This window comes from Mucilaginibacter sp. P25 (genome assembly GCF_050859465.1).
Lineage (GTDB): Bacteria > Bacteroidota > Bacteroidia > Sphingobacteriales > Sphingobacteriaceae > Mucilaginibacter > Mucilaginibacter gossypii.
Genome location: NZ_CP193937.1, coordinates 6485342 through 6508657, shown reverse-complemented (window position 1 = coordinate 6508657; position 23316 = coordinate 6485342). Strand labels below are relative to the sequence as shown.

Below are 23316 nucleotides of genomic sequence, written 5' to 3'. Positions count from 1 at the left end.
CTATCATGAAGAAGAACTCGAATTTAATAGCATGGGCGATGGAGTACCATGTGTTCCCGCTTGCGCTATCGGCCATATTGGTGCTGCTCGGCCTATCCGGGCTGTTCAATATGCCCCGAAACGAATTTCCGGATTTTACTATCAGGCAGGGCCTCATCGTTGGGCAATACCCCGGCGCTTCATCCAAACAGGTAGAAGAGCAATTGACAAAAAAAGTAGAAGAATACCTTTTTAGTAATAACGAGGTTAACAAGAAAAAAACCTACTCCTTTTCCCGGGATGGCGTAATGTACATCTTTGTGGAGGTAGCAGATAACCAAAATGCTATCCAAACCAAAGCGTTCTGGAACAAAATCAAAAACGGGATGCTGATCCTGCAAAGCCAGCTTCCTAAAGAAGTTAAAGGCTTCTATATCGATAGTGATTTCGGTAATACCTCTGCCATGCTTTTGTCCGTAGAGTCCAAGACACGGCCCTATAAGGAACTGCTTCGTAATGTAGAAGACATCGAGGCAGAACTGAGGCAGGTACAGGACGTTGCCAAGATATCCCATACCGGCAACCTGAACGAGCAGATTACCATTTATGTAGATAATAATAAACTGCTGCAAAAAGGGGTATCGGTCAATAATGTGATGCAGGTGCTACAAAATGATGGCGCTATTAACGCCACCGGTAAAGTAGAAGGAAAGGTGGTAGATGAGCCTATTCATTTGAGCACCTACTATAAAACCGAGGCCGAGCTTGCTGAACAGATCATCAGGCAGGACCCCGGCGGCAACTCAGTGCGCCTTCGTGATGTGGCTACCCTGAAACGTGAGTATGACGAGCCGGACAGCTACGTAACCTCCAACGGCACCAAATCCATCGTGATATCACTGGAAATGATCACCGGCAAAAACATTGTACAGTTTGGTAAGGAGTTGGAAGAACATATAGAAAAAGTAAAGCAGCATCTGCCGCCTGATATCCAACTGGTAAAACTGGCCGATCAGCCTGAGGTGGTGGATGATTCGATCAGCCACTTTATGAAAGAGTTTGCTTTTGCGCTTATCGGCGTAGTGTGCGTTGCCTTACTCTTGCTTCCTTTCAGGGTTGCCGCAGTTGCAGCGGCAACTATACCGATTACTATAGCCGCAACGCTGGGTATTATGTATATGACAGGTATAGAACTGGACACTGTTACGCTTGCAGCGTTGATCGTGGTGCTGGGGATTGTGGTTGACGACCCTATTGTGGTAATTGATAACCACGTAGAAAAGCTGGACCACGGCATGTCGGTTTGGGATGCCGCCATTAGCAGCGCCAAGGAATTGTTTCCATCAGTGTTTACGGCTACGCTGGCTTTATCAGCAACCTTTGTACCCCTGGCATTTTTTATGACCGGTACGGCAAAAGATTTTATCCGCCTGTTCCCGGTAACGATTATGATCGCTCTGACACTGTCGCTGATCATCTCTATGATGGTGGTGCCGTTTTTCAATACGCTGTTTATCAAAAAAGGCTTGCTGCATAATAAGGCAGATGAAAAAAGATCTTTCCTGGACCGATTACAGGATTTCTTTAATAACCATATCGGCAATTCTATGAAACACTACAAGCTGACCGTATTTTTTGCGGTACTGTCTGTAGTGATCGGCATAGGGATTATGGGAATATTGCCGCAACAGTTGTTCCCTAAAGTAGAGCGAAACCAATTTGCAATGGAAATCTACCTGCCATCGGGTTACAGGCTTTCGCAAACGGACAGCGTGGTGAAGGGAATGGAAAAAATATTAAAACAGGATAAGCGCATTCTTAATTATACCAGCTTTATCGGCAGCAGTTCGCCGCGTTTCCACTCGGTATATGCACCAAATCTTCCGTCAAAAAATTATGCGCAGATCCTGGTCAAAACAGTATCTGAAGATGCCACCGCAGCGGTGATTGTTGACTATCAGCATAAATACAGTAACCTGTTTCCGGCTGCTTATGTCAGGATGAAACAATTAAACATGATCAATGCGCTGGCAGCTATCGAGGTAAGGATCAGTGGAAATGATATTCCAGCCTTAAAGCAGGTTGCCAATCAGGTTTTAGCCATCGGCAAAACGCATAAACAGGTTACCTGGGCCCGGACAGATTATAACGAGATACAGCCAACCCTTAAAATAGATGTAAAAACAGCAGAAGCTGCACGGCTTGGATTAAGCAAGGGCGATATTGCTAATGCAATAGCCATGCATTCAGAAGGGATTACAGCCACACAGGTTTGGGAAAATAATTACGCGGTAGATGTAAAGATCAAATCGCCTAAACTGTCCCGGACTGACCTTTCAGCTCTGCGTGACCTGAATATCGTAGCGCCACAAACTAAATCCCTGATCCCTTTAAGACAGGTTGCAGACGTAAACCCGGAGTGGAATGATGGCCAGATTGCCCGCAGAAACAGTGTACGTACGCTGACGGTACGTATGGATGTAACCCAGGACGCTGTTGCCAATGCCGTGTTGCAGGAACTGCAACCGGCCATCGAAAAAATAAAACTTCCCGCCGGCGTTGAACTGCGTTACGGGGGCGAACTGGAATTGCAGGGAGAAAACCAGGGCCCAATGGGTACCGCGCTTGGGGTAAGTATAATATTGATATTCCTCATCTTATTATGGCACTTTAAGCACCTTAAACATGCCCTGTTGAGCATTACTACTATGCCATTAAGCTTATTGGGGGCATCTTTTGGCCTTTTTATCATGGGCTATCCCTTTGGCTTTACGTCGTTCCTCGGTTTACTTGCGCTCTGCGGAATTGTAGTTCGTAATGGTATCATCCTGATAGATTTTGCGGAAGAACTACGATTACATGAGGGTAAATCTGTTTTTGAAGCTGCAAAACTTTCTGCCGAACGCAGGATGCGGCCCATCTTTTTAACCTCTTCGGCAGCGGCCGTGGGCGTAATACCGATGGTGATCAGCAGGTCATCCTTATGGGGACCGCTGGGTACTGTGATCTGTTTCGGGTTACTGTTATCCATGTTGCTGACCCTATTCGTGTTGCCAACGCTATACTGGCTGTTCTTCCGCAAGGAGGATCAAAAGCATCCGGAAAGCAAAACACCGGAATCTGTAACTGCATAAGCTCATTATCATGAAAACATTCCTATTATCAATATTCACTTTTACATGTCTGCAGGCCGGGGCTCAGCAGCATATCATGTCCCTGCAGGAAAGCAAGCAGGCTGCCATAGCCTACAGTTACGCTTTAAAAAATGGTGAGCTGAGGATAAACTCTGCAAAAACCGATGTCGCTGCAGCCAAGTCAGATTATCTCCCATCGGTCAGCGCAACCGGGCTGGGTTTATTGGGGTTTAAAGACTTCATATCGGCCGCGCCGCCATTATTGGAAAAAGGTATCAATAACTTTTACCTGTTTGGCGTAACCGGTACGGAATCCCTTTATGCCGGCGGCAAAGTTAAAACGGGTAACCAGTTAGCGGCATTGCAGCTACAGGTCAGCCAGATCAGGAAAAAACAATCGGCAGATTCTGTGATACTGCTTACCGAGCAGAAATACTGGAACCTGGTAAATATACAGGAACAGCAGAAAACCATACTGGTCAATGAAGCATTGCTTAACACTGTACTGAAAATGCAAAAGGACATGCTGGCATCCGGATTGATTGCCCGGAATGATCTGCTCAAAGTAAAAGTTCAGCTAAGCCAGTTGCTGGTTAATAAAAGCAAGCTGCAGAACGGCCGTCGGGTGGCCCTGCTTGATTTTTCCATGTATACAGGTATTGCCTTTGATTCGCTCATGGTGATGCAGGATACCTTTAACAAAAACGGCACGCCGGTATTGCCTGCCCTGCAGCCCGATACCAACCTGGCCCGCAATGCCAATTATCAGCTACTGACCAAACGCATAGAAGGCGAGAAGCTACAAACCAGGTTAGCCAATGGCGATAACTTGCCGAGTCTGGCAGTTGGTTTAAGTGCATCACAAACAGGGTCAATCAACAGCGGGATCGGGAGCAACTTTGCACCTGCCAGTTTTGTTACCCTGAGTATTCCCATCTCCGGCGGTTTATGGGGCCGAGGCAAGCAAAAGATGCAGAAGCAAAGGATCAATGAGCAAATAGCTCAAAACGATTTCCGCGACGGACAAAACCAGCTGAGAGTAGGCATTATACGTTATTGGTATGATATGCAGGACCAGCTTACACAAATTAGCTATGCAAAAGACAACCTGGAACAGGCTACCGAAAATCTGAAAGTTAACCAGGATAATTACAAAGCCGGTTTGGCCACCATTTCGGAGGTGCTGGATGCCCAGGCTGCTTATCAGCAGGCCTCAAGCACTGTTGCTACAGCATTTGCTGATTTTTACGTAAGGTCGGCTGTATATAATTATGTTACCGCCAAAACTGAAAATCAGCCCTGACCTGAAACTTTAAAAGTTAACAAATTAGCAACCGGGAATGGAAGATAAAAGAAAACGTTTGATTGATATTACTATTGAGCTTTTTATCAACCATGGTATCATCAGTGTAACAATGGATGATGTAGCGAAAGCAGCCGGTATGTCGAAGAAAACCGTTTACCAATGTTTTGCCAATAAGGGACTCCTTGTAGAAGCTGTTGTTCATCAACTGATAGGTCAATCTAAAAGCATCATCAGTTCAAATACCAATGCCGCAGATGACCCGGTACAGGAGTTGGTTCTTCAACAAGGGCTTTTTAAACATTTGATCGCCTTACGGCACCTTTTTAACGACACGATGTTGAAAAGGTACCCGAGGGCCATGAAAGCTTTCCATGAGTTTAAAATTAATCATCTGAAGATAATTATTGAATCAAATTTAGCGGATGGCATTGCAATGGGATTGTACCGCACTGGTCTGGATGTGCCGGCCACAGCAGCCATCTATATATCCGTGGCAGACTTTTACCTGTTTAATAATACTGGGAAAAAAACAGCTGATATATTTGAAGCGCTCCAGCTATTTATAAACGGAATAATTACCGATGATGGGCGTCGGCTTCTCGCGGATTATACCAAGTAAAAGCAAACGCCTCTATGTAACCTATTGTTAAGCAGACTAAATCAGGTAGCGCCACTTCGGATATTTTTAAGGATCACCATGATTGTCATTCTCCTATCACAAAGTTAAAAATATACTAAAAAGTATTTTTAATTAGACTTTTTAGTATATTTTTGTATCATAAAATTTATTAACTTGCTTACTAAAGCCGAAAGAACAAAGCAATTCATCCTGGAAACAGCGGCGCCTATCTTTAATCAGAAAGGAATATCCGGTGCTAACATAGACGATGTGCTCGCTGCCACGAAACTGACAAAAGGATGCCTTTACGGTCATTTTGAAGGAAAGGAAGACCTCGCTCTGCAGGTTGTTGACCACATGCTGAATACTAATGGCGAGAAAATGCTACAAACCATCAGTAAAGGTAAAACAGCGAAGGCTAAGGTATTTGCCTTTCTCGATTTTTATAAAGATCCTTTGAATACTTACCTTAAAGGTGGATGTCCTGTATTTAACATTGCAGTTGAGTCGGATGATAACTTTCCGGCTGTTAAAGAAAAGATAGCCGGTGTTATTCGCCATGGACAGGAAGTATTTGTTAGTATTTTAAATCAGGGCATTGCCGATGGTGAATTTTCTGACAAACTTGATCCTGCTGTCTATGCATTCAAAGCGGTAGCTGCGGTTGAAGGTGCAGTTGTAATGTGCAGGGCGATGAATACTGCAAAACCGATGGCCGGTTTACTCAGGGACCTGAAAGCGGAGTTAGAAAGTTATGCAATATAATTTTTTTGATATTAAATATACTAAAAAGTCTTTTTTGTAGACAGTGGGATTGTATTGGAGATTAAGTGTTCAACGGACTACCGCATACTTGATTTAGCAAGGGATACAAGCAATCAAAATGAAATAAAATATACTAAAAAGTATAAAATAGAATTTAAACAACTAAAAATCAGGGTCGGAAACCTGCTTCCTGATACTATTTGAAATTAAAACAATGAATGAGCAAATTATTTTCGAGCCATATAATTTAAATGGCCTTGCACTAAGCAACCGCATAGTAATGGCACCTATGACGCGCAGCCGGTCTGCTAATCCGGGCAATGTGCCAACCGAACTGACAGCACGCTACTACCAGCAGCGCGCCTCGGCAGGGTTGATTATCACGGAAGGAACTTACGTCAGCCGTGAGGCTGTAGGGTATGTTAATGTGCCCGGAATTTACACCGAACAACAAGTTGAAGGCTGGAAACTGGTTACCGATGCGGTGCACGAGCGGGGCAGCAAAATTTTCGCCCAGTTATGGCACGTAGGGCGCATATCGCACCCTGATCTGCTTAACGGTGAACTTCCGCTGGCGCCATCCGCATTAAATCCGCTTACCAAAGTATTCACCCCCGAAGGCTTCAAAGACACGGTTGATGCCAGGGAGATGACAACTGCGCAAATCCAAAAGACCATTAACGATTTTAAACAGGCTGCCGCAAACGCGGTAGAGGCGGGGTTCGACGGTGTTGAACTGCATGCCGCCAATGGCTACCTGCTGCACCAGTTCTTTAATCTTTACTCCAATAAACGCCAGGATCAGTACGGCGGCACTATAGAGAACCGCGCGCGGATATTATTCGACATTCTTGATGAACTGCGCACGGTAATTGATATCACGAGGGTGGGTGTAAGGCTAAATCCTTCTCTTCACGGCATTCAGGGGATGATGCTCGACGAGGAAACTATCGCCGTCCACGATTATATCGTTGCCAAATTGAATGAATATAGCCTGGCTTACCTACACCTCACCGAGCCTTTTACCGATGTATCGGGCAATCCCTGGGGTATTGAAGAAGTGGCCAAACGTTACCGCCCGCTCTATGATGGTACTATCATCATTAACCGCGGATTTAACAAGACAACAGCCAGCCAGGTATTGAACGACGGTGATGCTGACCTGGTATCATTCGGGGTTCCCTTTATTGCCAATCCGGATCTAGTTGAACGCTTCAAAGCAGACGCGCCGCTCAATCAGCCCGATCAATCAACATTTTATACGCCGGGCGAAAAAGGTTATACCGATTATCCGGTGATGGCTGAACAATAATGCTTTTTAATAATTAAAAGACATCAAAATGAAACACACGATTTTAGTCACAGGAGCCTCATCAGGGATCGGGCTGCTTGTTGCCAACAAGCTTCATCAAGAAGGCTACCAGGTGATCGGCACAAGCCGGAGCCCGGAAAAACACCAGGCGAAACTGCCATTTAAGTTACTGGCAGTGGATCTGAATGACGACCGATCCATCGCATCCCTGGGCAAGCAATTGTTCAGTGAGATCAAAACTTTAGATGTGCTGATCAATAATGCAGGTTACCTGGTTAACGGACTGGCAGAGGAAACCCCCGTTGAGTTAGGCAAGCAGCAGTTTGAAACCAACTTTTGGGGAACGATCAAATTAACAAACGAACTACTGCCTTACTTCAGGAGGCAAAAACACGGAAAAATAATCACGCTCGGTTCCCTGCTGGGTTTAGTCGGCCTTCCTTATGTAGCCTATTATGCGGCTTCCAAACATGCCCTTGAAGGTTACTTTAAATCGCTCCGGTTTGAATTGAACCAGTTCAACATCAAGGTGGTCATGCTTGAACCGATGAGTTTCAAAACCAGCATCGGCGAAAGCGGGACTGTAGCGGAAGGAAATATCAGGGATTATGACCTGTTCAGGAAAAAGATTACTTCATATACCAAAAGCACATTTGATAAGGCGCCGGAGCCTGCGCCGGTTGTGGCTGCTTTATTAAAGGCAGTAAAAGAAAAAATCCGACATTTAGCTACCCTGTCGGCAAAGGATCGTCGATCATACTCCTGCTTCAGCATTTCGCCTATAAAATCTTCGAAAAATCTATTTTAAAATCAATCAACGCCTCTAAATAATTCAAAAATAAGGATTATGCAAATCAAAGGAAAAACGGTATTGATCACCGGCGGTGCATCAGGTATCGGGTTGGAAGCGGCAAAACAATTCCGGCAACAAGGCGCAAGGGTGATCGTGACCGGGCGCAATAAAACTAAACTCGATGCAGTCAAACGAAGCTATCCCGATATGACGGTCTTCCAAAGTGATGTATCCAATGAAAGTGATGCAAAGAGACTCTTCGAGGAGATCGAGCAAATAGGCGGTATTGACATACTTTATAATAACGCTGGGGTTGGCGTGTCGCCATTAAACCTGGGAGTTGCGAATGATAAACATCTCGAAGGGGCAGTATATGAAATGGAAGTGAATTACTTTGGGGTAATACGCCTGAATAATTTATTTATGAAAATGCTTAACTCACGCCACGAATCAGCGATCATTAATACCACTTCATTGCTCTGTATGGTACCTTCCGTGTTAGAAGCTACCTATTCCGCGTCCAAAGCGGCCTTGTCGTCATATACAAAAACCTTAAGGGCACACCTGCAAGCGATCGGCAGCTCCGTCAAAGTGTATGAGTTGCTTCCACCGCTGGTAGACACCGATATGGTGGCAGATCGGCCAGATAAAAAGATCAGCCCGGAAAAACTGGCGAAAGCGCTCATCGAAGGTTTAAAGAAAGAGCAGTTGACCATCCGGGTCGGCGATAGCAAAGCAGTTTATCTCATCAATCGGCTTTTTCCAAAAGTGGCTTTCGGGTTAGTCAATCCTAAAAAAAGTTACCAGGTGTTAGTATCATAGAAATCATTCCAATCCTAAAAATAAATTAAAAAAAGATCATGCGGGCATTTATAGTCAAAAGCTACGGCAAAAAGGAAAAACTGCATCTCATCGAATTACCTGAGCCAATGGTAAAGGAAAACGAGGTGTTGGTACAAATACATTCGGCAGGTGTCAATTTGTTGGATTCGCTTATAAAAAATGGTGACTTCAAATTGTTTTTACCCTACAAGCCACCATTTGTAAACGGCCATGATCTGGCAGGTGTGGTAACTAAAGTTGGTTCGAACGTCGGCCGGTTCAAAATTGGCGATGAAGTGTATTCAAGAGTGGGCGATCACAGGATAGGCACTTTTGCGGAATACATCGCTGTAAATGAAGGCGACTTAGCCTTAAAGCCTAAAAACCTTACTATGGACGAGAGCAGGTTCCATTCCTTTGGTTGGCTTAACCGCGTGGCAGGCATTGGTTGAGATCGGCCAGATCAAAAAGGTCAGAAAGTTTTTATTCAGGCAGGCTCCGGTGGTGTAGGAACATTCGCCATTCAGTTGGCGAAGCATTTAGGGGCCTATGTTGCCACAACCACCAGTTCAGCGAATACTGATTGGGTTAAAAAACTGGGCGCAGACCTGGTGATCGATTACAAAACAGAAGATTTCGAAACCAAACTTAAAGATTACGATCTGGTATTACACAGCAACCGGGATCCTAAGGTGCTGGAAAAATCATTCCGTATTTTGAGATCCGGCGGACAACTGATCTCATTGGTTGGTCCCCCAACCCCGGAATTTGCACAAGAACTGGGCTTGCCCTGGTATTTAAAATTGGTGACAAAATTATTGAGCTTCGGCGCAAAGAAAAAGGCAAAAAAGGCAAATAGCAGTTTCCGGTTCCTGTTTATGCGGGCTGATGGCAATCAACTGGCAAAAATTACATCACTGATAGAATCAGGTGTGATTAAACCGGTAATAGATAAAATATTTCCAATTGAACAAACCAACGAAGCGTTGGCCTATGTGGAATCCGGGCGAGCGAAAGGTAAAGTGGTTATTAAGATTAAATAGATAATAGAATGAAAGCAGTACGATTTCACCAAACCGGAGGGCCGGAAGTTCTGTTACGAAGATGTACCCGACTTATCACCTAAACAAGGAGAGGTTCTGATTAAAATTGAAGCCATCGGCTTGAATTATTCGGATACCATGCGCCGCCGCGGCGACCCTTGTTCCTGTACCGTCACTCACGCCACTTACATTGGGCGTGGAAATAGCGGGTACCTCAGGTTATAAAAAAGAGTTTTTTATTAAGAGAAGGCGATGTTAGCCGTTTTGAAGCTAAACCGCGGGAACCGCCAGCGGATCGGTCATGGCGTAAACATAGTTGGTGATGATCCTCAGGTCGGTCAATAAAATCACATCGATGAGCTGCCTTTAGTGTACCCCCTGGGTAAGGAAGTTATCAACTGCTTCGGGAGCTGCATGTCCTTTGTTCTCAGAGATGCTTTTGCCAGTTTTACCAGGGCTTCAAACTTAGGATCGAAGGAGGCCTGGCCGATTCGTATTTCCATGATTTGCTCATCTGTAAACCCGTTCATTTTTGCAAATTTGCTGTGCGCACTCCGGCAGTATTCACAGTTATTAACCTGGCTTACGATCGGGTTAACGATCTCTTTTTCTTTATTGTCAGGGAGGTTTTGGCTCCCTGAATTGTTAAAAACGCAGACAGGGCATCACCGGAGTACGCAAAGTTTGCATACAGGTTAGGGACGAAGCCTATTGCTTTAATCAATGTATCAAAGATAGCTTGATTGGCCGCAGAAACCTCGTTTCTTCCGGGCACGTTAAATGTGGTTTCCATAGAAGTAAAATTAGGGGCTGTGCTTTTCTGTTCCTATGCATGATAAAGCGTTTCTGTGGTATCAAACGAATATTTACAGAGCAGCGGCCGATGTGATTTCGGTTTTATTAATACAAACCTGCCGGCAGATAGCTGACCATCAAAAATGAAGCCCGAGGACTGACGAGCTGAATATCAGGACAAACTGAAGCATCTTAATAAAGCTGTTTTTTTGGCAGAAAAAGAAAATGCACGAATCAGCTCATCCGTGCATTAAAAGTAGTATCGGTGTAAACTGATTCCAGTATTACCACTCAAAAACTACAAATAAAATAAGGACGAGACAACATGGGGATATTCCGCATCCATTGACGAATGCATTCCGAAAAAGAGTTCTGAGCGTTCTATTACGCTTTGACCATGCTATCTTCTTGGTTTAGATATTTAAATTTAAAATTTATTAACAGAACCCGCTGCTCTAATGAGCACGAAACAGGGTGGTTAAGTATGCCGGAATATCCAGCACAGGGACTGAATTGTTTATAATTGCGAGAAGTGCTACCGGATAAATATAAGATGATCATTTCAGCTGGGAACGAAGCCGCAATCTCGTCCAGGTCTATCTCTCTTGACTGTGGCCCTAAGCTTGCCTTCCACCGCGAATGAGATGGCTTCTTCCATGTCCTTGCGGGTTCCGACGATGGAGCCCCGGATCGTTGTGCCATTGAGTATTCCCGGGTTTGGCCTTTGTTTGCTTTAATCCCTTATAAACGGTAACCCCGGCACAAATTATCGGAGCCATTTCTGTAAATTTAATATGGGAAGGGAAATGCGCGACATACTGCGCGTCAGCCACGACGTATTCGGCAAAACCGCCGTCAACGCTGTAGCCGCCATTTTGTTGGGTTTCGCACAGGGTTTCCCAGCCCGTATAACAGTAGTCGCAACAGCCGCAGGCACTGTAAAGCCAGGGAACACCCACGATATCGCCTTCCCTGATCTTATTGACGCCTTTTCCCAAAGCGATCACGTAGCCGATGGCTTTATGGCCGGAGACTAAAGGCATTTTCGCTTTGGCCGGCCAGTCGCCCTGGCAGGCATGCAGATCTGTATGGCAAATACCGCAGGTGATCACCTTTACCAGGATCTCGTTTTTACCGGGTTCCCTCACGGGCATTTCTTCGATATGCAGCGGCTCTCCAAATCCATGAATGACGGCGGTTTCCATTTTTTTCGGGTATCATAAACTTTATATTCGTGTTGGTTTGACAGCACTGAAATTACGTCCTGGTTTATCCAATAAGAAAGCCCGCAAAACTGTGAGCTTTCTTATTAAACGGCTGGGCTAAATTAATAGGCGCTTTCCGGCGTAGTCACCCGGATCAGTTTGGAGTTGACGAATTCGTATATCGCAGCCTGTGATTGCTCCCTGCCGTAACCGGAATGTTTGGTGCCGCCAAAAGGCAGTTCAGGGGCGATTCCGGTCACATGGTTGATATAGACCATGCCCGTATCGATCTGCCTGGCGACCTTAACCGCACGTTCATTATTCGAACTGAACACGCTGCCGCCCAGACCGTAGTCGGTGGCATTGGCCAGGTCAATTGCCGCCTGCTCGTCCTTTACTTTGTAAAACATAAACACGGGGCCAAAGATCTCTTCCTCATACGCCGCAGTTCCAGGCTGTATACCGGTCAGGATCGTAGGCTCCATAAATGCGCCAGGACGATCAATGCGGTGCCCGCCTGCTAAAACGGTCGCGCCCTGTTCTACCGCTTTTTGTACTTGTTTGATCACGTCTTCGACCGCTTTTTCGCTACTGAGGGGGCCAGATCGGTTTGTTCGTCCATCGGGTCACCTACCTTTAAAGCAGCGAATTTGGCCTTTACTTTGTCCAGGAACAGGTCGGCTATTCCTTCCTCTGCGATTACCCTTTTCGGCGATACGCAGACCTGCCCGGCGTTCCACATACGGCCACGCACGGCAGCCTCGGCGGCTTGTTCCACATCGGCATCGTCCAGCACGACAAAAGCGTCGCTGCCGCCTAATTCCAGCGTAGATTTCTTGATATATTTTCCGGCAGCGGCGGCGATGGAAGAACCTGCCGGCTCACTCCCGGTCAGCGTTACCCCTTTGATCCTCTTATCGGCTACTAAAACATCAATTTTGCTGCCGGGAATAAATAAGTTCTGGTAAACACCTGCGGGAAAACCAGCTTCCAGGAAGATATCTTCCATGATCTGGGCGCATTGTGGTACGTTTGAAGCATGTTTAAGCAGCATGGTATTACCTGCCATCAGGTGTGGCGCTGCGGAACGGGTGATCTGGTAGAAAGGGAAATTCCAGGGCTGGATACTTAATAAAACCCCGATCGGCTCAAAACTTAAGAAAGCTGAACCCTGCGGGGTTTCCAGCGGCTGATCGGCCAGGAACTTTTCGCCGTTCTCCGCATAATAATCAAAAATAGCAGCGCAAAGCCCCACTTCCGCACGGCTTTCCGTTACCAGTTTTCCCATTTCCAGTGTGGCCAGTTTTTCCAGTTGAACTGATTTAACGCGCATCAAGTGGGCCACACGGCGCAAAAGCTGCGCACGATCCGCCATCGGCGTTTTTTTCCAGGTTTGAAAAGCATGATCGGCAACCGCGATCTTTGATTCGATCTGCTCATCGCCCATGATTTCGAAAGATTTGACCAGTTCATTGTTAAAAGGGTTTACCGTTTTTATCGGCGAAGTTTTCGCTGCTGTTTCCATTTTGATTGATTTTAAATACTCTTTCAAAATTAGAAACTCGCTGGCCGGCAGAAATGACACAGAACAACTTTTGAAATGAGCATACTCATTTCTTTCGGCGTGGTTTTTCCTAAAATTTGCCTTGTTAAACAATATATCATGAGCAGGGAACTGATAGAATTTTCGGACCGGATAGATGAATTGTTCGATCATCAAATGGTTGAACCAGATGATTTTTGGGAACAACCGTGTAACCTGTTTATCTGACAATATTTACTTCTTGCACGTTGCATCCATGCCGAAATATTTAAGCATGTTAGGAAAAGACAAAATACCGGACACTTACCGGGGAAAATAACGGAATCGGAGTAGAATAACATGAAGAAATAGACGACGAAGCGGATGAAACGTGGTGCCTGTTTGACGGACAACTGGTGGATGCCGAATTATATGCCATATGGACCAAATTTGCGGCCGGCGTAAGGATATTGATTATATCCTGCAGCTGCCATAGCAGTACAATCATCAAATTTAATAATACCGAGATTATCCGTAAAGGCGCGAAAACCTTCCGGAACGAGAGGCAGGAAAAACTTATATACAGCGCAAAGATTTTTACGACAATATTCAAAAAGCCACGGCTGCATCCAATCATTTACCGGTCAAAGCCTCGGTCAAACTTCTTTCCGCCTGCAAAGATGATGAACTTTCTTACGAAGGACCACTAAACGGTGCTTTCACTAAAGCATTGCGGGATGTATGGGCATCAGGCGGATTCAGCGGCAACTACGAGCATTTCAAGGGCCTGATTAAAAGCAAACGATCCGGTCAGGCGCCGCAGTTATTGAACATCGGACAAAACGATGTGGTCCGGTTTCATCGACAATCGCCCTTGAAAAAGACACCAAATACGAATTCTATCCGGCCCCCAAAGGCTTTTACATCGGTTTACAATATAATTTCCGACTTTCATGCAATAGCAAGTCAACCACACTCAGTGAGCTACATGAAAAAAGCCCCGCCCGGAATATTAAACCTGATAATGACCAATATCATTAAATGGGCCGTTAACGATCACCTTGTTTTCGTGCTGTTAGTGTAACTTTAATTATTCAACAATCAGTAAATGCTAAAATGACTGCCCAGGGATTTAGATTTCTATTTTTTACAGGAAAAGGTGGCGTAGGTAAAACTACGCTGGCCTGCGCCACAGCGGTGGCCATGGCGGATAAGGGTAAGAAGGTGCTGTTGATCAGTACGGATCCCGCGTCCAATCTGCAAGATGTATTGGGCACCCCCGTTAGCGATCAAATAACGCAGCATCAGGATCTAAATCTCCTGTTCACGGTCAATATCGATCCCCAAACTGCTGCAGAAGATTACCGCAAAAGGGTGATAGATCCGCTTGCAGCCATTGCTACAGCTGATGAGATAAGCAAAATAAGAGAAGGGCTTTCTGGCGCCTGTACCACGGAGATCGCTTCCTTTGATGAGTTTTCCCGGTTTATCACCGGGGAAGGTCTTTCGGAAATATTTGATACCGTCATTTTTGATACTGCGCCGACCGGGCATACCATCCGTCTTCTGGAATTACCCGCCGCCTGGGATGATTTTCTTGGGAATAACCCGAACGGGGCTTCCTGCATCGGGCCTTCGTCGGCCCTGAAAAGTAGTAGGGAAAGATATGAAAAGGTAGTGTCCAGTTTAAGAGATCCCTTGCAAACTACTTTTTCCTGGTAACGCGGCCCGACGCTACATCATTGAAAGAAGCGGGCAAAACAAGCCGGGATCTGATCGACCTGGGGATGGCCAATCAAAGCTTATTGATCAACGGAATATTTCAGGCAAGGGACCAAACGGACACTACCGCGCTAAAAATGGAAAAAATAGCGGAAAGGGAATTGCTGGAGATGCCCGGGACATTAAAAAACCTAGCTGCTGAGCGTTATGCATTATTGCCTTATAACGTACTGGGTCTGGAAAAGCTACGGTCTGTATTTGATACGGACCTCCAAAGTAAAATCGTATCCGCTGAATTTTTAAAATTAACGGAAGCTGGTCATTTGCTGCCTGATTTGAAGGCATTAGTTGATGAACTGGAAAAAAATAGCGATAGTGGCCTGATCATGACCATGGGAAAAGGCGGTGTAGGTAAAACCATCGTAGCAGCATCGATAGCAACGATGCTGGCCCATCGGGGGCATACCGTTCTTTTAACCACGACCGATCCGGCGGCACATATCAGGAACTTTATGGATCAGTTAACGGCCATCCCGGAAAAATTAACCATTGAACGGATCGACCCGAAAATTGAAACGAAGGATTATATCGATAAGATCGCCGCACAAAAGGGGAAGCATTTGGATGAGGAAGGTAAAAAACTCCTGCGTGAAGACCTTCAGTCGCCTTGCACGGAAGAAGTGGCTGTATTCCATGCTTTTTCTAAAGCAATTCAAAGTGCCAGGCGGCGGTTTGTGGTGATGGATACTGCGCCGACAGGCCATACACTACTACTGCTGGATACAACCGGCAGCTACCATAAGGAAATCATGAAAAACATGGCTGTAAGTCCAAGCAAGATTACCACACCGTATATGATGCTACAAGACGGTGTTTTTGCCAAGATTCTATTGGTCGCCTTACCGGAAACAACGCCCATGAGGGAAGCTGAAGCGCTTCAAAAAGATCTGCAACGGGCCGGAATTGTACCCTATGCCTGGGTTATTAATGAATGTCTTTCAGCTGTAAACGATTTAAAAGATCCCCTTTTAAGAAAACGGGCATCCGCTGAAGTCCCTATCATTGATCATATTGCTGCTCATTTATCAAAAAGAGCGTTTGAGATCCCATATATAGCGGAAGAAAAATTGCTGCCGGCGATCCTTTCACGCTATGACGACGCGGTGATCCAGGCGACTTGATTTTTTGCCCGACTATAAAAGGCGTATATTATTGCCCATGAAAAGCTAACGCCGTTAACCGTAAAACGGGCCATAGAACCCATTGGCCTGTCGGCCTGTGACGATCATCGTTTCCGGGAACACGATCCTATGCTCTTGCTGATGGCTTTTTTCAGCCTGGTGCTTTTGCCGGTATCCTTTTTTCAGAAAGATAGGGATTCCCGAAGTGATCGCCGTTTTTTTACCATGCTTTCCATCCTTTTTTGATCTCCAGGTTCATCACCATATACTTTCCCCATCTGCCAGGGGGCTTGCCGTTGGACGGGCGTACACCATATTTGTTGAAGTAATAATTGGGGGATTGGCCAAAACGTTTGAAATGCAGGGGCAGGCCAATCTGTCCTTTATTGCTTATCACGCGGTCATATCGACAATAGACGAATCCTTTTGCAATAACTAAATGTATTTTGTTTTATCTCTGGTTGGAAATAAAATGCCTTGTAAATCATTAATTTACAAGGTTATAACAGGTGTCGGTACCCGATTTTGTAGACGACTTCGGCAATTCGAAAACTAATAGCAGGTTAACAAGTTTTATTTCTCCAGTACATAGATTTTCTTTTCGTCAAAATCCCAAACCGTTTTGTATTGGTCAAAAAACCGGTAGCCCAAATATATATAGCTGGCCTCGTTGATTTGCATCCCTTTTCGAAACGGAGCATTGTCTGCAAAGGTATATGGAGCAATACCTTTGATATTTACTTTCAATCTACCATTTAAAACAACATCATTAACATTCACTATCGGATCATCAAATGCTATAATCAAATATACAAAATGCAGTAATATGAAATACTGATCGCTTAATTAATTATATAATTTCTATAGAAATTGTAGTATTTATCAAATCTTTTTCTACATTTGTACCAGTAAACAAAATCACTACAAAAAAACAGTTTAAAAGCAACCACCATGCAACCCGAACTTTTACTTAAATACGGCTTTGCTAATCAACATTTAACTGCTTCTGCTTTTATATGCTGTTGTCCTTCTTGTTGTTGCTGTTAATAAAGCAATACAGGGATTCTCTCCCTTCCTTTCATTCTGCTATTTATAGGCAGATGCTCTGATCCTTTTTAATTAACAGGTGCTTGTACCGGTAATGCGGACCGCTATAAGGTGCCTATGCTATAATAACTTAATCAGATTTATCATGACGCTTAACGACGTTTCCCTTATCGGGAAGAAGGTATTGGTGGGCATTATCGTAACCATTATCCCTTTCATTATCATCTTCGGAGGCCTGTGGCTCGGTCGCAAATTGCTCGACAATGCGCCGAAGGCCAAGACAGCGCAAATTGTTCAACCTCAAAACACCAACGTATCATGAAATTAGAACAATCAACCAAAAAGCAGATCATCAAAAACGCTTCATTGAGCTTGTTGCTGTACATACTGCCTATCGCACTCATGTTTGGCACTTTCGCCATTACTGGTCAGCGGCCTTGGGAAAAAAAGCGGCATCAGGATAAACAGGAAAACACAGTAAAAACTAAAACCACGAACTCGCAAGACAATGATTGAGCAAATAAAACAAGTAATAGATAACCTTAACGGCTACGGTTTTTCCGTTTTAACGCTGGTATTGGGCGTACTCGAATTTTCGTTCGGCCTGTACAAAAAACGTTGGAATAAAAATGAAAAATGGGTGGATATAGCCTGTTTTACAATTCCTAAACTGGTGGTGAGGCCCTTGGTAGCCTACTATAGTTTATTGGTATTGCCAGCTTTGTTACCGGCTTTAAAAAACACGTTTGATTGGGTGCCATTTTTATGGGGATGCGCCATCATAGCTGTGGCCGACGATTTGACCCAGTACTGGTATCACCGCCTGCACCATCAAGTGCCATGGTTATGGCGTTTCCACCGAACGCACCACTCGGCATCGTACATGGGCATGGCTATGGCCAGCAGGCAAAATATCATTTACACGCTGTTCTTTTCGCAAACTTATTTAACCGCAGCTTTGGTTTATCTGGGTTTGGGAATCCCAGCTTTGGTTGTGAAAGGTATTAAAGGTACTATCACCACGCTGGCGCATTCAAGCATCCCATGGGATAAACCTTTTTATCAGTATAAGGTGTTACATCCGCTGGCCTGGATATTGGAGCGCACCATATCAACACCAGCAACACACCACGCGCACCACGCAGCTACTACCGATGATGGCGTGGGTTATTACAAAGGCAACTTTGGCAATATGTTTTTTGGTGGGATGTCATTTTCGGTACAGCGCACATCTCTCGCCAGTATCCTAAAGCTTACGGTATTTCGCACTATGGGGGCGACCAATGGTATGCGCAACTGGCCTGGCCAATTTTTAAATCGAAAGTTGAGGGAAGTGAATTAGCTGCCGATGGCCCTATGGTTAAGGACGATGTGCCTTTGCAGCCTCACCAGTTATACCGTCCTGATCCATTGGCCAAAGCCGAAGCGGAGCAACCTGTTGCAGAGTTCCAGTTACAGCCGGTAAAAGTGTAATGAAAAATAGAATACTGATATTGTTTGGGGCGATATTACTTGCTGCGTGCGGGCAGCAGGAAAAACCGGTGACCATTGCTGCTATTGCCCGGGTTCCGGGCAATAATAAGAAGGTTTGCTGCGAATCGAATTTACCAGGCAGGTTTAAAACAGCAGGGCTAAGCGGTGCTGCGCTTATCCTGCCTGATACTGGCAACACCCATGCCAACCATGCGGGGATGGTTTGGATACCCGCCGGGACTTTTAGGATGGGGGCAGATAACCAACAGGCCGAGCCCGATGAGTACCCGAAACACGATGTTACTGTTGATGGCTTCTGGATAGATAAAACCGAAGTAACCAATGCCGAGTTTGCCCGGTTTATTAAAGCTACCGGCTACGTCACCACCGCCGAGCGCAAGCCTGATTGGGATGAACTGAAAAAGCAAATGCCGCCAGGCACCGAAAAGCCTGCCGATAGTTTACAGGTACCAGCGTCGCTGGTATTTGTACCGGCAGAGCACCCGGTTAATCTTAATGAGTACGCGCAATGGTGGGCCTGGAAAACGGGAGCCAACTGGAAGCATCCCCACGGTCCCGGCAGTGATATCAAGGGCAAGGAAAACTACCCGGTAGTGCAGGTATCATGGTACGATGCCGTGGCCTACAGTAAATGGGCCGGAAAACGCTTGCCAACCGAAGCCGAATGGGAACGGGCGGCAAGGGGAGGACTGGAAGATAAAATCTACCCATGGGGTAATGAAAAAATAAACGAAGGACAGCCAAAAGCCAACACCTGGGAAGGAAGTTTTCCTTACAAAAATACCCAGCGAGACAGATACTATTATCTGGCCCCGGTAAGTTCGTTTAAACCAAACGGCTACGGATTGTATGATATGGCCGGCAATGTATGGGAATGGTGTGCCGATCTGTACAACAATAACTATTACAAAACATTGGGTACATCAAGCGTGAAAAACCCCAAGGGCGCTTCCAAATCGTACGACCCGGATGAGCCTTATGCCATAAAACGGGCGGTACGTGGCGGGTCATTTTTATGTAACGATAGCTATTGCTCTGGCTACCGGGTATCGCGCCGGATGAAAACTACCGAAGATAGCGGGATGGAGCATTTGGGTTTCCGTTGTGTTAGTAACTAAATTAAATACCCCGAATTAAATAATTGACCTGCCTGCTTAATGGCGGGCACAAACAGAAAGGAACATGAAACGATAATATTTACCTACTGCAAATAAGGGAAAAGCATTGCTTTTCCCTCCGGATCAAAACAACGAAACAGGGATCGATTGGCGTTGAGCCTGTTTTATGGTGTCATTTTAATTAATCAAATCTATGCAAAATATTGCAAAGGCGGGAAAAGGCTATACGTTGCCTTTTGCCCGGCGGGCAGCAGCCTTTACGCTGCAATTTATGGAGGATGCTTTTCATCCGCACCAATTATACAAGCTGTTTTACGCAGACAATCAACCGGCGGAGTTTTTAACCTTTAACAACCTGTCGACATGAAAAAACTGTTATTAATTACATTTTTATTATTGATAGGCTTGCCGTTGCTAACCATAGCGCAGCAAACCCAGCCTACTATCAACTCACACTTGGTTGGCCGTGTAATTGACAGTGCCACCCGCGAACCATTGCCTGGCGCGGTAGTAAAAATTCAGGGCACTACCCACGTTGTATCTACTGATATTGAGGGTAAATTCAGCTTTGTTACCGGGCAGAAATTTCCATATAAACTGATCATCACCTTTACCGGCTACGAAAAAAGGAATTTATTGCCGATGGTAGCCCGGTGGAGATCAAGCTGAAAGATGCCCAAACCCAGCTAAACCAGGTGGTTGTTGTGGGTTATGGTTCGCAAAAGCGTAAGGATATTACCGGTTCGGTGGCTTCAGTGCCTGCTTTAGCCTTAAAGCAACCTATCCCGTCGTTAGACAGGGCTTTACAAGGTTCGGTATCGGGCATCCAGGTTACGCAGGCTACCGGGCAGCCGGGTGCAGGTGTTACCGTACAGGTACGCGGTGTGAACTCTATTAATGCCGTGGCCGAGCCGTTATATGTGATCGATGGTTTCCCTACATCAAACAGTAACTCATTAACTGATGCTGGTGTAACCAACGGCCCCAAGATCAATCCGCTGGCTTCGATCAATACCTCAGATATTGAAAGTATCGAGGTGCTGAAAGATGCTTCGGCTACGGCTATTTACGGTACCCGTGGTGCCAATGGTGTAATTATCATCACCACTAAAAAAGGCAAAGCAGGTGTATCATCCATCAATTACGATGGAAGCTTCGGCAGACAGGAGGTGATCAAAACTTTATTGCTGTTAAACAGTACCCAGTGGGAAGCGTTACGTAACGACGCTTTGATAAACACCGGCAAAACTGCCCAAACCGAAGCCCAGCTTAACCCTTATGGCGCCAACACAGATTGGCAGGCAGTCGCCTTCCGCAAAGCATACTCGCAAAACCATAGCCTTTCGATATTTTCAGGTACCGAGCGTACAAGGCTGGCATTTTCGGGCAACTACTTTAAGCAGGATGGTATCCTGCAGAACACCAACTTTGAGCGTTACGCAGGCAGGGTGAATGTGGAGCATGACTATAACGATAAGTTCAAGATCTCCTCCTACATAACCGGTAGCCGCAACACCGCGCAGGTTGCGCCGCAGGGTGTTGTTCCTGCCATTTTGCTGATGACACCTACCACACCAGTTTACAATGCCGATGGTTCGTTCTACGTCAAAAACGTTTTTGAAGGTACTTATGGTAACCCCATCAATACGCTGTATAACCAAACCAACCGTACCACTACCAGCCGTATTTTAGGTAATATCGCGGGCGATTATAAGATCACCGAAAACCTGACCGCAAGGGTGCTGGCCGGTGTGGATATCATCGATAATAAACAAAACCGTTACCTGCCTGCCACCGTGTATGAAGGTGCCGGTTATTCGGGCCTGGGCGAGGTTGGTACGCTTGATTCTTTCAATTGGCTTAACGAAAACACGCTTACTTACAATAAAAAATTCGGCAAGCACTCACTAAACGTATTGGCCGGTTTTACCCAGCAGCAGTTTAAGGCCGAGGGTGCCATAACCGGTTCATCGGGCTTTGTGAGCGATTACGATACCTTTAATAACCTGGGCTCGGGTAGCGTTACTTCGGTGTCAGGCAGCGGTTTCGCTATCGCGCCGTCGTCCTCATCAAACGTGTGGGCATTGAAATCATACCTGGGCAGGGTGAACTATGGCTTTAATAGCAAATACCTGTTAACGCTTACCTTGCGTGCGGATGGCTCGTCCAAATTCGCACCTGGGCACCAGTGGGCATCGTTCCCTTCGGCAGCCATTGCGTGGAATGCTTCGAGCGAGGATTTCCTGAAAAATGTGACCGCTGTTAGCCAGCTGAAGTTGCGTTTAAGTGCTGGTCAAACCGGTAACAGCGACATTCCAGCTTATCAATCATACTCGCAGCTGGGCTACTATCGATACAATTTCGGTAACTCAACGGTTGCCGGTTTCGCGCCGAACAGCTTGTACAATCCTAACTTAACCTGGGAAAAAACCAGCCAATACGATTTCGGTTTCGACTTAGGTTTGTTTAAAGACCGCATCACCGTTACTGCCGATATCTACTATAAAAAAACAACCAACCTGCTGCTTTACCTGCCATTGCCTGCAACCAGCGGTTTAACTATTATTACCAATACGGCCATTGCCAACCCGCAGCAGTATGAAAACGTGGGTTCGGTACAGAATAAAGGTTTTGAATTGAGTATTAGCTCGCACAACTTAACCGGTGGTTTTGTATGGAATACCAGCCTGGTGTTCGCGGTTAACCGTAATAAGGTACTGAGCTTAGGAGGTAACGGTGTTAATCAGTTCATCCCCGATTCATCGTTGCCATCTATCATTAAAGTTGGCGAGCCTATAGGTTCGTTTATCGGCTATAAAACCAACGGCCTGATCCAGGCTGGCGGTCCGGTGCTTACCCCGGCGGCTAATACGCAACCCGGCGGACAAAACTATGTGGATATTAACGGTGATGGTAAAATTACCCAGGCGGCAGATAGGGTGATCCTTGGTAATGCGCAGCCTAAATTTACGGGCGGTATCACCAATACCTTCTCGTACAAAGGTATCGACCTGAGCGTATTTGTACAGGGATCGTACGGTAACAAGATCTATAACCAGCAACGTAACGTGCTGGAACTGGGTACCGGCTACACCAATGCCACCACCACTTTGCTTAACCGCTGGACCCCAACCAACACCAATACCGATGTGCACAGTGCCTACCAGGACCCGGCGCCAACCATATCAGATAGGTTTGTGGAGAACGGCTCATACCTGCGCCTCAAAAGCCTCAGCTTAGGTTACACTTTCCCGCAATCGGTGCTTTCTAAATCGCCTATTAAAAAGATCAGGATCTATGCCAACGCGCAAAATCTGGCTACCCGGACCAAGTACACAGGCTACGATCCGGAGGTGAGTAGCAACGAGCAATCGGCCATTACCTCGGGAGTTGATAACGGGGCGTATCCAAACAACAAATCATTTATTCTGGGTATAGGTATCACCCTGTAACCAATAA

The 23316-nt window shown here is 45.7% G+C and carries 24 protein-coding genes and 1 pseudogene; 19 read left to right on the top strand and 6 right to left on the bottom strand.

The window, feature by feature from the left end; genetic code table 11:
* Positions 1-5: 5 nt before the first annotated feature.
* The 9 genes from ACRQ5D_RS32815 (at position 6) to ACRQ5D_RS32775 (ending at position 9773) form a co-directional block, all read left to right on the top strand.
* Positions 6-3113 (top strand): efflux RND transporter permease subunit, encoded by a 3108-nt coding sequence (locus ACRQ5D_RS32815; protein ID WP_091169901.1) that lies wholly within the window; start codon positions 6-8, stop codon positions 3111-3113.
* Between the two features lie 10 nt (positions 3114-3123).
* Positions 3124-4416, top strand: a complete 1293-nt coding sequence (locus tag ACRQ5D_RS32810; RefSeq protein WP_432327889.1) for a TolC family protein — start codon at positions 3124-3126, stop codon at positions 4414-4416.
* 37 nt (positions 4417-4453) lie between these two features.
* Positions 4454-5038 (top strand): TetR/AcrR family transcriptional regulator, encoded by a 585-nt coding sequence (locus ACRQ5D_RS32805; protein WP_091169896.1) that lies wholly within the window; start codon positions 4454-4456, stop codon positions 5036-5038.
* A 174-nt stretch (positions 5039-5212) separates the two neighbouring features.
* Positions 5213-5803 (top strand): TetR/AcrR family transcriptional regulator, encoded by a 591-nt coding sequence (locus tag ACRQ5D_RS32800; RefSeq protein ID WP_091169893.1) that lies wholly within the window; start codon positions 5213-5215, stop codon positions 5801-5803.
* A gap of 214 nt (positions 5804-6017) precedes the next feature.
* Positions 6018-7115, top strand: coding sequence for an alkene reductase (locus tag ACRQ5D_RS32795; protein WP_091169891.1), 1098 nt, complete (start codon positions 6018-6020; stop codon positions 7113-7115).
* 28 nt (positions 7116-7143) lie between these two features.
* Complete coding sequence (locus ACRQ5D_RS32790) at positions 7144-7923, top strand: SDR family NAD(P)-dependent oxidoreductase (RefSeq protein WP_431198830.1); 780 nt, start codon at positions 7144-7146, stop codon at positions 7921-7923.
* 39 nt (positions 7924-7962) lie between these two features.
* Positions 7963-8730, top strand: a complete 768-nt coding sequence (locus tag ACRQ5D_RS32785; RefSeq protein WP_091169884.1) for an SDR family oxidoreductase — start codon at positions 7963-7965, stop codon at positions 8728-8730.
* A 38-nt stretch (positions 8731-8768) separates the two neighbouring features.
* Positions 8769-9182, top strand: a complete 414-nt coding sequence (locus ACRQ5D_RS32780; protein WP_432327885.1) for an alcohol dehydrogenase catalytic domain-containing protein — start codon at positions 8769-8771, stop codon at positions 9180-9182.
* 33 nt (positions 9183-9215) lie between these two features.
* Entirely contained in the window at positions 9216-9773 is a 558-nt protein-coding gene (locus ACRQ5D_RS32775) for an NADP-dependent oxidoreductase (protein WP_432329938.1), read from the top strand.
* Positions 9774-10120: 347 nt separating this feature from the next.
* On the opposite strand, the gene ACRQ5D_RS32770 is transcribed toward ACRQ5D_RS32775, so the two are convergent.
* The 4 genes and pseudogenes from ACRQ5D_RS32770 to ACRQ5D_RS32755 form a co-directional block, all read right to left on the bottom strand.
* Entirely contained in the window at positions 10121-10363 is a 243-nt protein-coding gene (locus ACRQ5D_RS32770) for a carboxymuconolactone decarboxylase family protein (protein ID WP_256337472.1), read from the bottom strand.
* Positions 10357-10566 (bottom strand): hypothetical protein, encoded by a 210-nt coding sequence (locus tag ACRQ5D_RS32765; RefSeq protein WP_218134446.1) that lies wholly within the window; start codon positions 10564-10566, stop codon positions 10357-10359. Before ACRQ5D_RS32765 ends, ACRQ5D_RS32770 begins: the two co-directional genes overlap by 7 nt.
* Before the next feature lie 619 nt (positions 10567-11185).
* Positions 11186-11773 carry an alcohol dehydrogenase catalytic domain-containing protein gene (locus tag ACRQ5D_RS32760; RefSeq protein WP_091169877.1) on the bottom strand — a complete coding sequence of 196 codons (588 nt, stop codon included), beginning with the start codon at positions 11771-11773 and terminating at the stop codon, positions 11186-11188.
* A gap of 122 nt (positions 11774-11895) precedes the next feature.
* Positions 11896-13220: pseudogene (locus ACRQ5D_RS32755) on the bottom strand (NAD-dependent succinate-semialdehyde dehydrogenase).
* Between the two features lie 153 nt (positions 13221-13373).
* Between ACRQ5D_RS32755 and ACRQ5D_RS32750 the strand changes: the two are divergent.
* The 3 genes from ACRQ5D_RS32750 (at position 13374) to ACRQ5D_RS32740 (ending at position 16198) form a co-directional block, all read left to right on the top strand.
* Positions 13374-13544 carry a hypothetical protein gene (locus ACRQ5D_RS32750; protein WP_432327883.1) on the top strand — a complete coding sequence of 57 codons (171 nt, stop codon included), beginning with the start codon at positions 13374-13376 and terminating at the stop codon, positions 13542-13544.
* A gap of 867 nt (positions 13545-14411) precedes the next feature.
* Positions 14412-15017 carry a TRC40/GET3/ArsA family transport-energizing ATPase gene (locus ACRQ5D_RS32745; protein WP_432327882.1) on the top strand — a complete coding sequence of 202 codons (606 nt, stop codon included), beginning with the start codon at positions 14412-14414 and terminating at the stop codon, positions 15015-15017.
* A gap of 20 nt (positions 15018-15037) precedes the next feature.
* Positions 15038-16198, top strand: coding sequence for an ArsA-related P-loop ATPase (locus tag ACRQ5D_RS32740; RefSeq protein WP_432327880.1), 1161 nt, complete (start codon positions 15038-15040; stop codon positions 16196-16198).
* A 220-nt stretch (positions 16199-16418) separates the two neighbouring features.
* On the opposite strand, the gene ACRQ5D_RS32735 is transcribed toward ACRQ5D_RS32740, so the two are convergent.
* Together ACRQ5D_RS32735 and ACRQ5D_RS32730 are read right to left on the bottom strand one after the other, a co-directional pair.
* The gene (locus tag ACRQ5D_RS32735) at positions 16419-16595 is read right to left on the bottom strand and encodes a hypothetical protein (protein WP_176844495.1); all 177 of its coding nucleotides are present in this window, start codon (positions 16593-16595) and stop codon (positions 16419-16421) included.
* A gap of 176 nt (positions 16596-16771) precedes the next feature.
* Entirely contained in the window at positions 16772-17005 is a 234-nt protein-coding gene (locus tag ACRQ5D_RS32730) for a hypothetical protein (protein WP_091169862.1), read from the bottom strand.
* A gap of 385 nt (positions 17006-17390) precedes the next feature.
* On the opposite strand from ACRQ5D_RS32730, the gene ACRQ5D_RS32725 reads away from it, so the two are divergent.
* From ACRQ5D_RS32725 to ACRQ5D_RS32695, 7 genes are all read left to right on the top strand, one after another.
* Positions 17391-17567 (top strand): hypothetical protein, encoded by a 177-nt coding sequence (locus tag ACRQ5D_RS32725; RefSeq protein WP_176844494.1) that lies wholly within the window; start codon positions 17391-17393, stop codon positions 17565-17567.
* Complete coding sequence (locus ACRQ5D_RS32720) at positions 17564-17761, top strand: hypothetical protein (protein ID WP_091169859.1); 198 nt, start codon at positions 17564-17566, stop codon at positions 17759-17761. The genes ACRQ5D_RS32725 and ACRQ5D_RS32720 overlap by 4 nt, the downstream gene beginning before the upstream one ends.
* The gene (locus ACRQ5D_RS32715; RefSeq protein WP_431198826.1) at positions 17754-18587 is read left to right on the top strand and encodes a sterol desaturase family protein; all 834 of its coding nucleotides are present in this window, start codon (positions 17754-17756) and stop codon (positions 18585-18587) included. The genes ACRQ5D_RS32720 and ACRQ5D_RS32715 overlap by 8 nt, the downstream gene beginning before the upstream one ends.
* A 130-nt stretch (positions 18588-18717) precedes the next feature.
* A complete protein-coding gene (locus ACRQ5D_RS32710) occupies positions 18718-19857 on the top strand; it encodes a formylglycine-generating enzyme family protein (protein ID WP_091169854.1) in 1140 nt (379 codons plus the stop codon).
* A gap of 193 nt (positions 19858-20050) precedes the next feature.
* Complete coding sequence (locus ACRQ5D_RS32705) at positions 20051-20224, top strand: hypothetical protein (protein WP_176844493.1); 174 nt, start codon at positions 20051-20053, stop codon at positions 20222-20224.
* The gene (locus ACRQ5D_RS32700; protein WP_431198825.1) at positions 20221-20526 is read left to right on the top strand and encodes a carboxypeptidase-like regulatory domain-containing protein; all 306 of its coding nucleotides are present in this window, start codon (positions 20221-20223) and stop codon (positions 20524-20526) included. Before ACRQ5D_RS32705 ends, ACRQ5D_RS32700 begins: the two co-directional genes overlap by 4 nt.
* On the top strand, positions 20511-23309 hold the full coding sequence (locus ACRQ5D_RS32695) for a SusC/RagA family TonB-linked outer membrane protein (RefSeq protein WP_432327877.1): 2799 nt from the start codon (positions 20511-20513) through the stop codon (positions 23307-23309). Before ACRQ5D_RS32700 ends, ACRQ5D_RS32695 begins: the two co-directional genes overlap by 16 nt.
* Positions 23310-23316 lie beyond the last annotated feature (7 nt).

What these genes read in the sequence shown, in the direction of transcription:
- ACRQ5D_RS32795 (WP_091169891.1), top strand. Translation starts at nt 6,018, where the DNA reads ATGAATGAGCAAATTATTTTCGAGCCATATAATTTAAATGGCCTTGCA.
- ACRQ5D_RS32815 (WP_091169901.1), top strand. Translation starts at nt 6, where the DNA reads ATGAAGAAGAACTCGAATTTAATAGCATGGGCGATGGAGTACCATGTG.
- ACRQ5D_RS32720 (WP_091169859.1), top strand. Translation starts at nt 17,564, where the DNA reads ATGAAATTAGAACAATCAACCAAAAAGCAGATCATCAAAAACGCTTCA.
- ACRQ5D_RS32790 (WP_431198830.1), top strand. Translation starts at nt 7,144, where the DNA reads ATGAAACACACGATTTTAGTCACAGGAGCCTCATCAGGGATCGGGCTG.
- ACRQ5D_RS32715 (WP_431198826.1), top strand. Translation starts at nt 17,754, where the DNA reads ATGATTGAGCAAATAAAACAAGTAATAGATAACCTTAACGGCTACGGT.
- ACRQ5D_RS32780 (WP_432327885.1), top strand. Translation starts at nt 8,769, where the DNA reads ATGCGGGCATTTATAGTCAAAAGCTACGGCAAAAAGGAAAAACTGCAT.
- ACRQ5D_RS32700 (WP_431198825.1), top strand. Translation starts at nt 20,221, where the DNA reads ATGAAAAAACTGTTATTAATTACATTTTTATTATTGATAGGCTTGCCG.
- ACRQ5D_RS32760 (WP_091169877.1), bottom strand. Translation starts at nt 11,773, where the DNA reads ATGGAAACCGCCGTCATTCATGGATTTGGAGAGCCGCTGCATATCGAA.
- ACRQ5D_RS32705 (WP_176844493.1), top strand. Translation starts at nt 20,051, where the DNA reads ATGCAAAATATTGCAAAGGCGGGAAAAGGCTATACGTTGCCTTTTGCC.
- ACRQ5D_RS32745 (WP_432327882.1), top strand. Translation starts at nt 14,412, where the DNA reads ATGACTGCCCAGGGATTTAGATTTCTATTTTTTACAGGAAAAGGTGGC.
- ACRQ5D_RS32750 (WP_432327883.1), top strand. Translation starts at nt 13,374, where the DNA reads ATGAGCATACTCATTTCTTTCGGCGTGGTTTTTCCTAAAATTTGCCTT.
- ACRQ5D_RS32805 (WP_091169896.1), top strand. Translation starts at nt 4,454, where the DNA reads ATGGAAGATAAAAGAAAACGTTTGATTGATATTACTATTGAGCTTTTT.
- ACRQ5D_RS32725 (WP_176844494.1), top strand. Translation starts at nt 17,391, where the DNA reads ATGACGCTTAACGACGTTTCCCTTATCGGGAAGAAGGTATTGGTGGGC.
- ACRQ5D_RS32765 (WP_218134446.1), bottom strand. Translation starts at nt 10,566, where the DNA reads ATGGAAACCACATTTAACGTGCCCGGAAGAAACGAGGTTTCTGCGGCC.
- ACRQ5D_RS32785 (WP_091169884.1), top strand. Translation starts at nt 7,963, where the DNA reads ATGCAAATCAAAGGAAAAACGGTATTGATCACCGGCGGTGCATCAGGT.
- ACRQ5D_RS32710 (WP_091169854.1), top strand. Translation starts at nt 18,718, where the DNA reads ATGAAAAATAGAATACTGATATTGTTTGGGGCGATATTACTTGCTGCG.
- ACRQ5D_RS32810 (WP_432327889.1), top strand. Translation starts at nt 3,124, where the DNA reads ATGAAAACATTCCTATTATCAATATTCACTTTTACATGTCTGCAGGCC.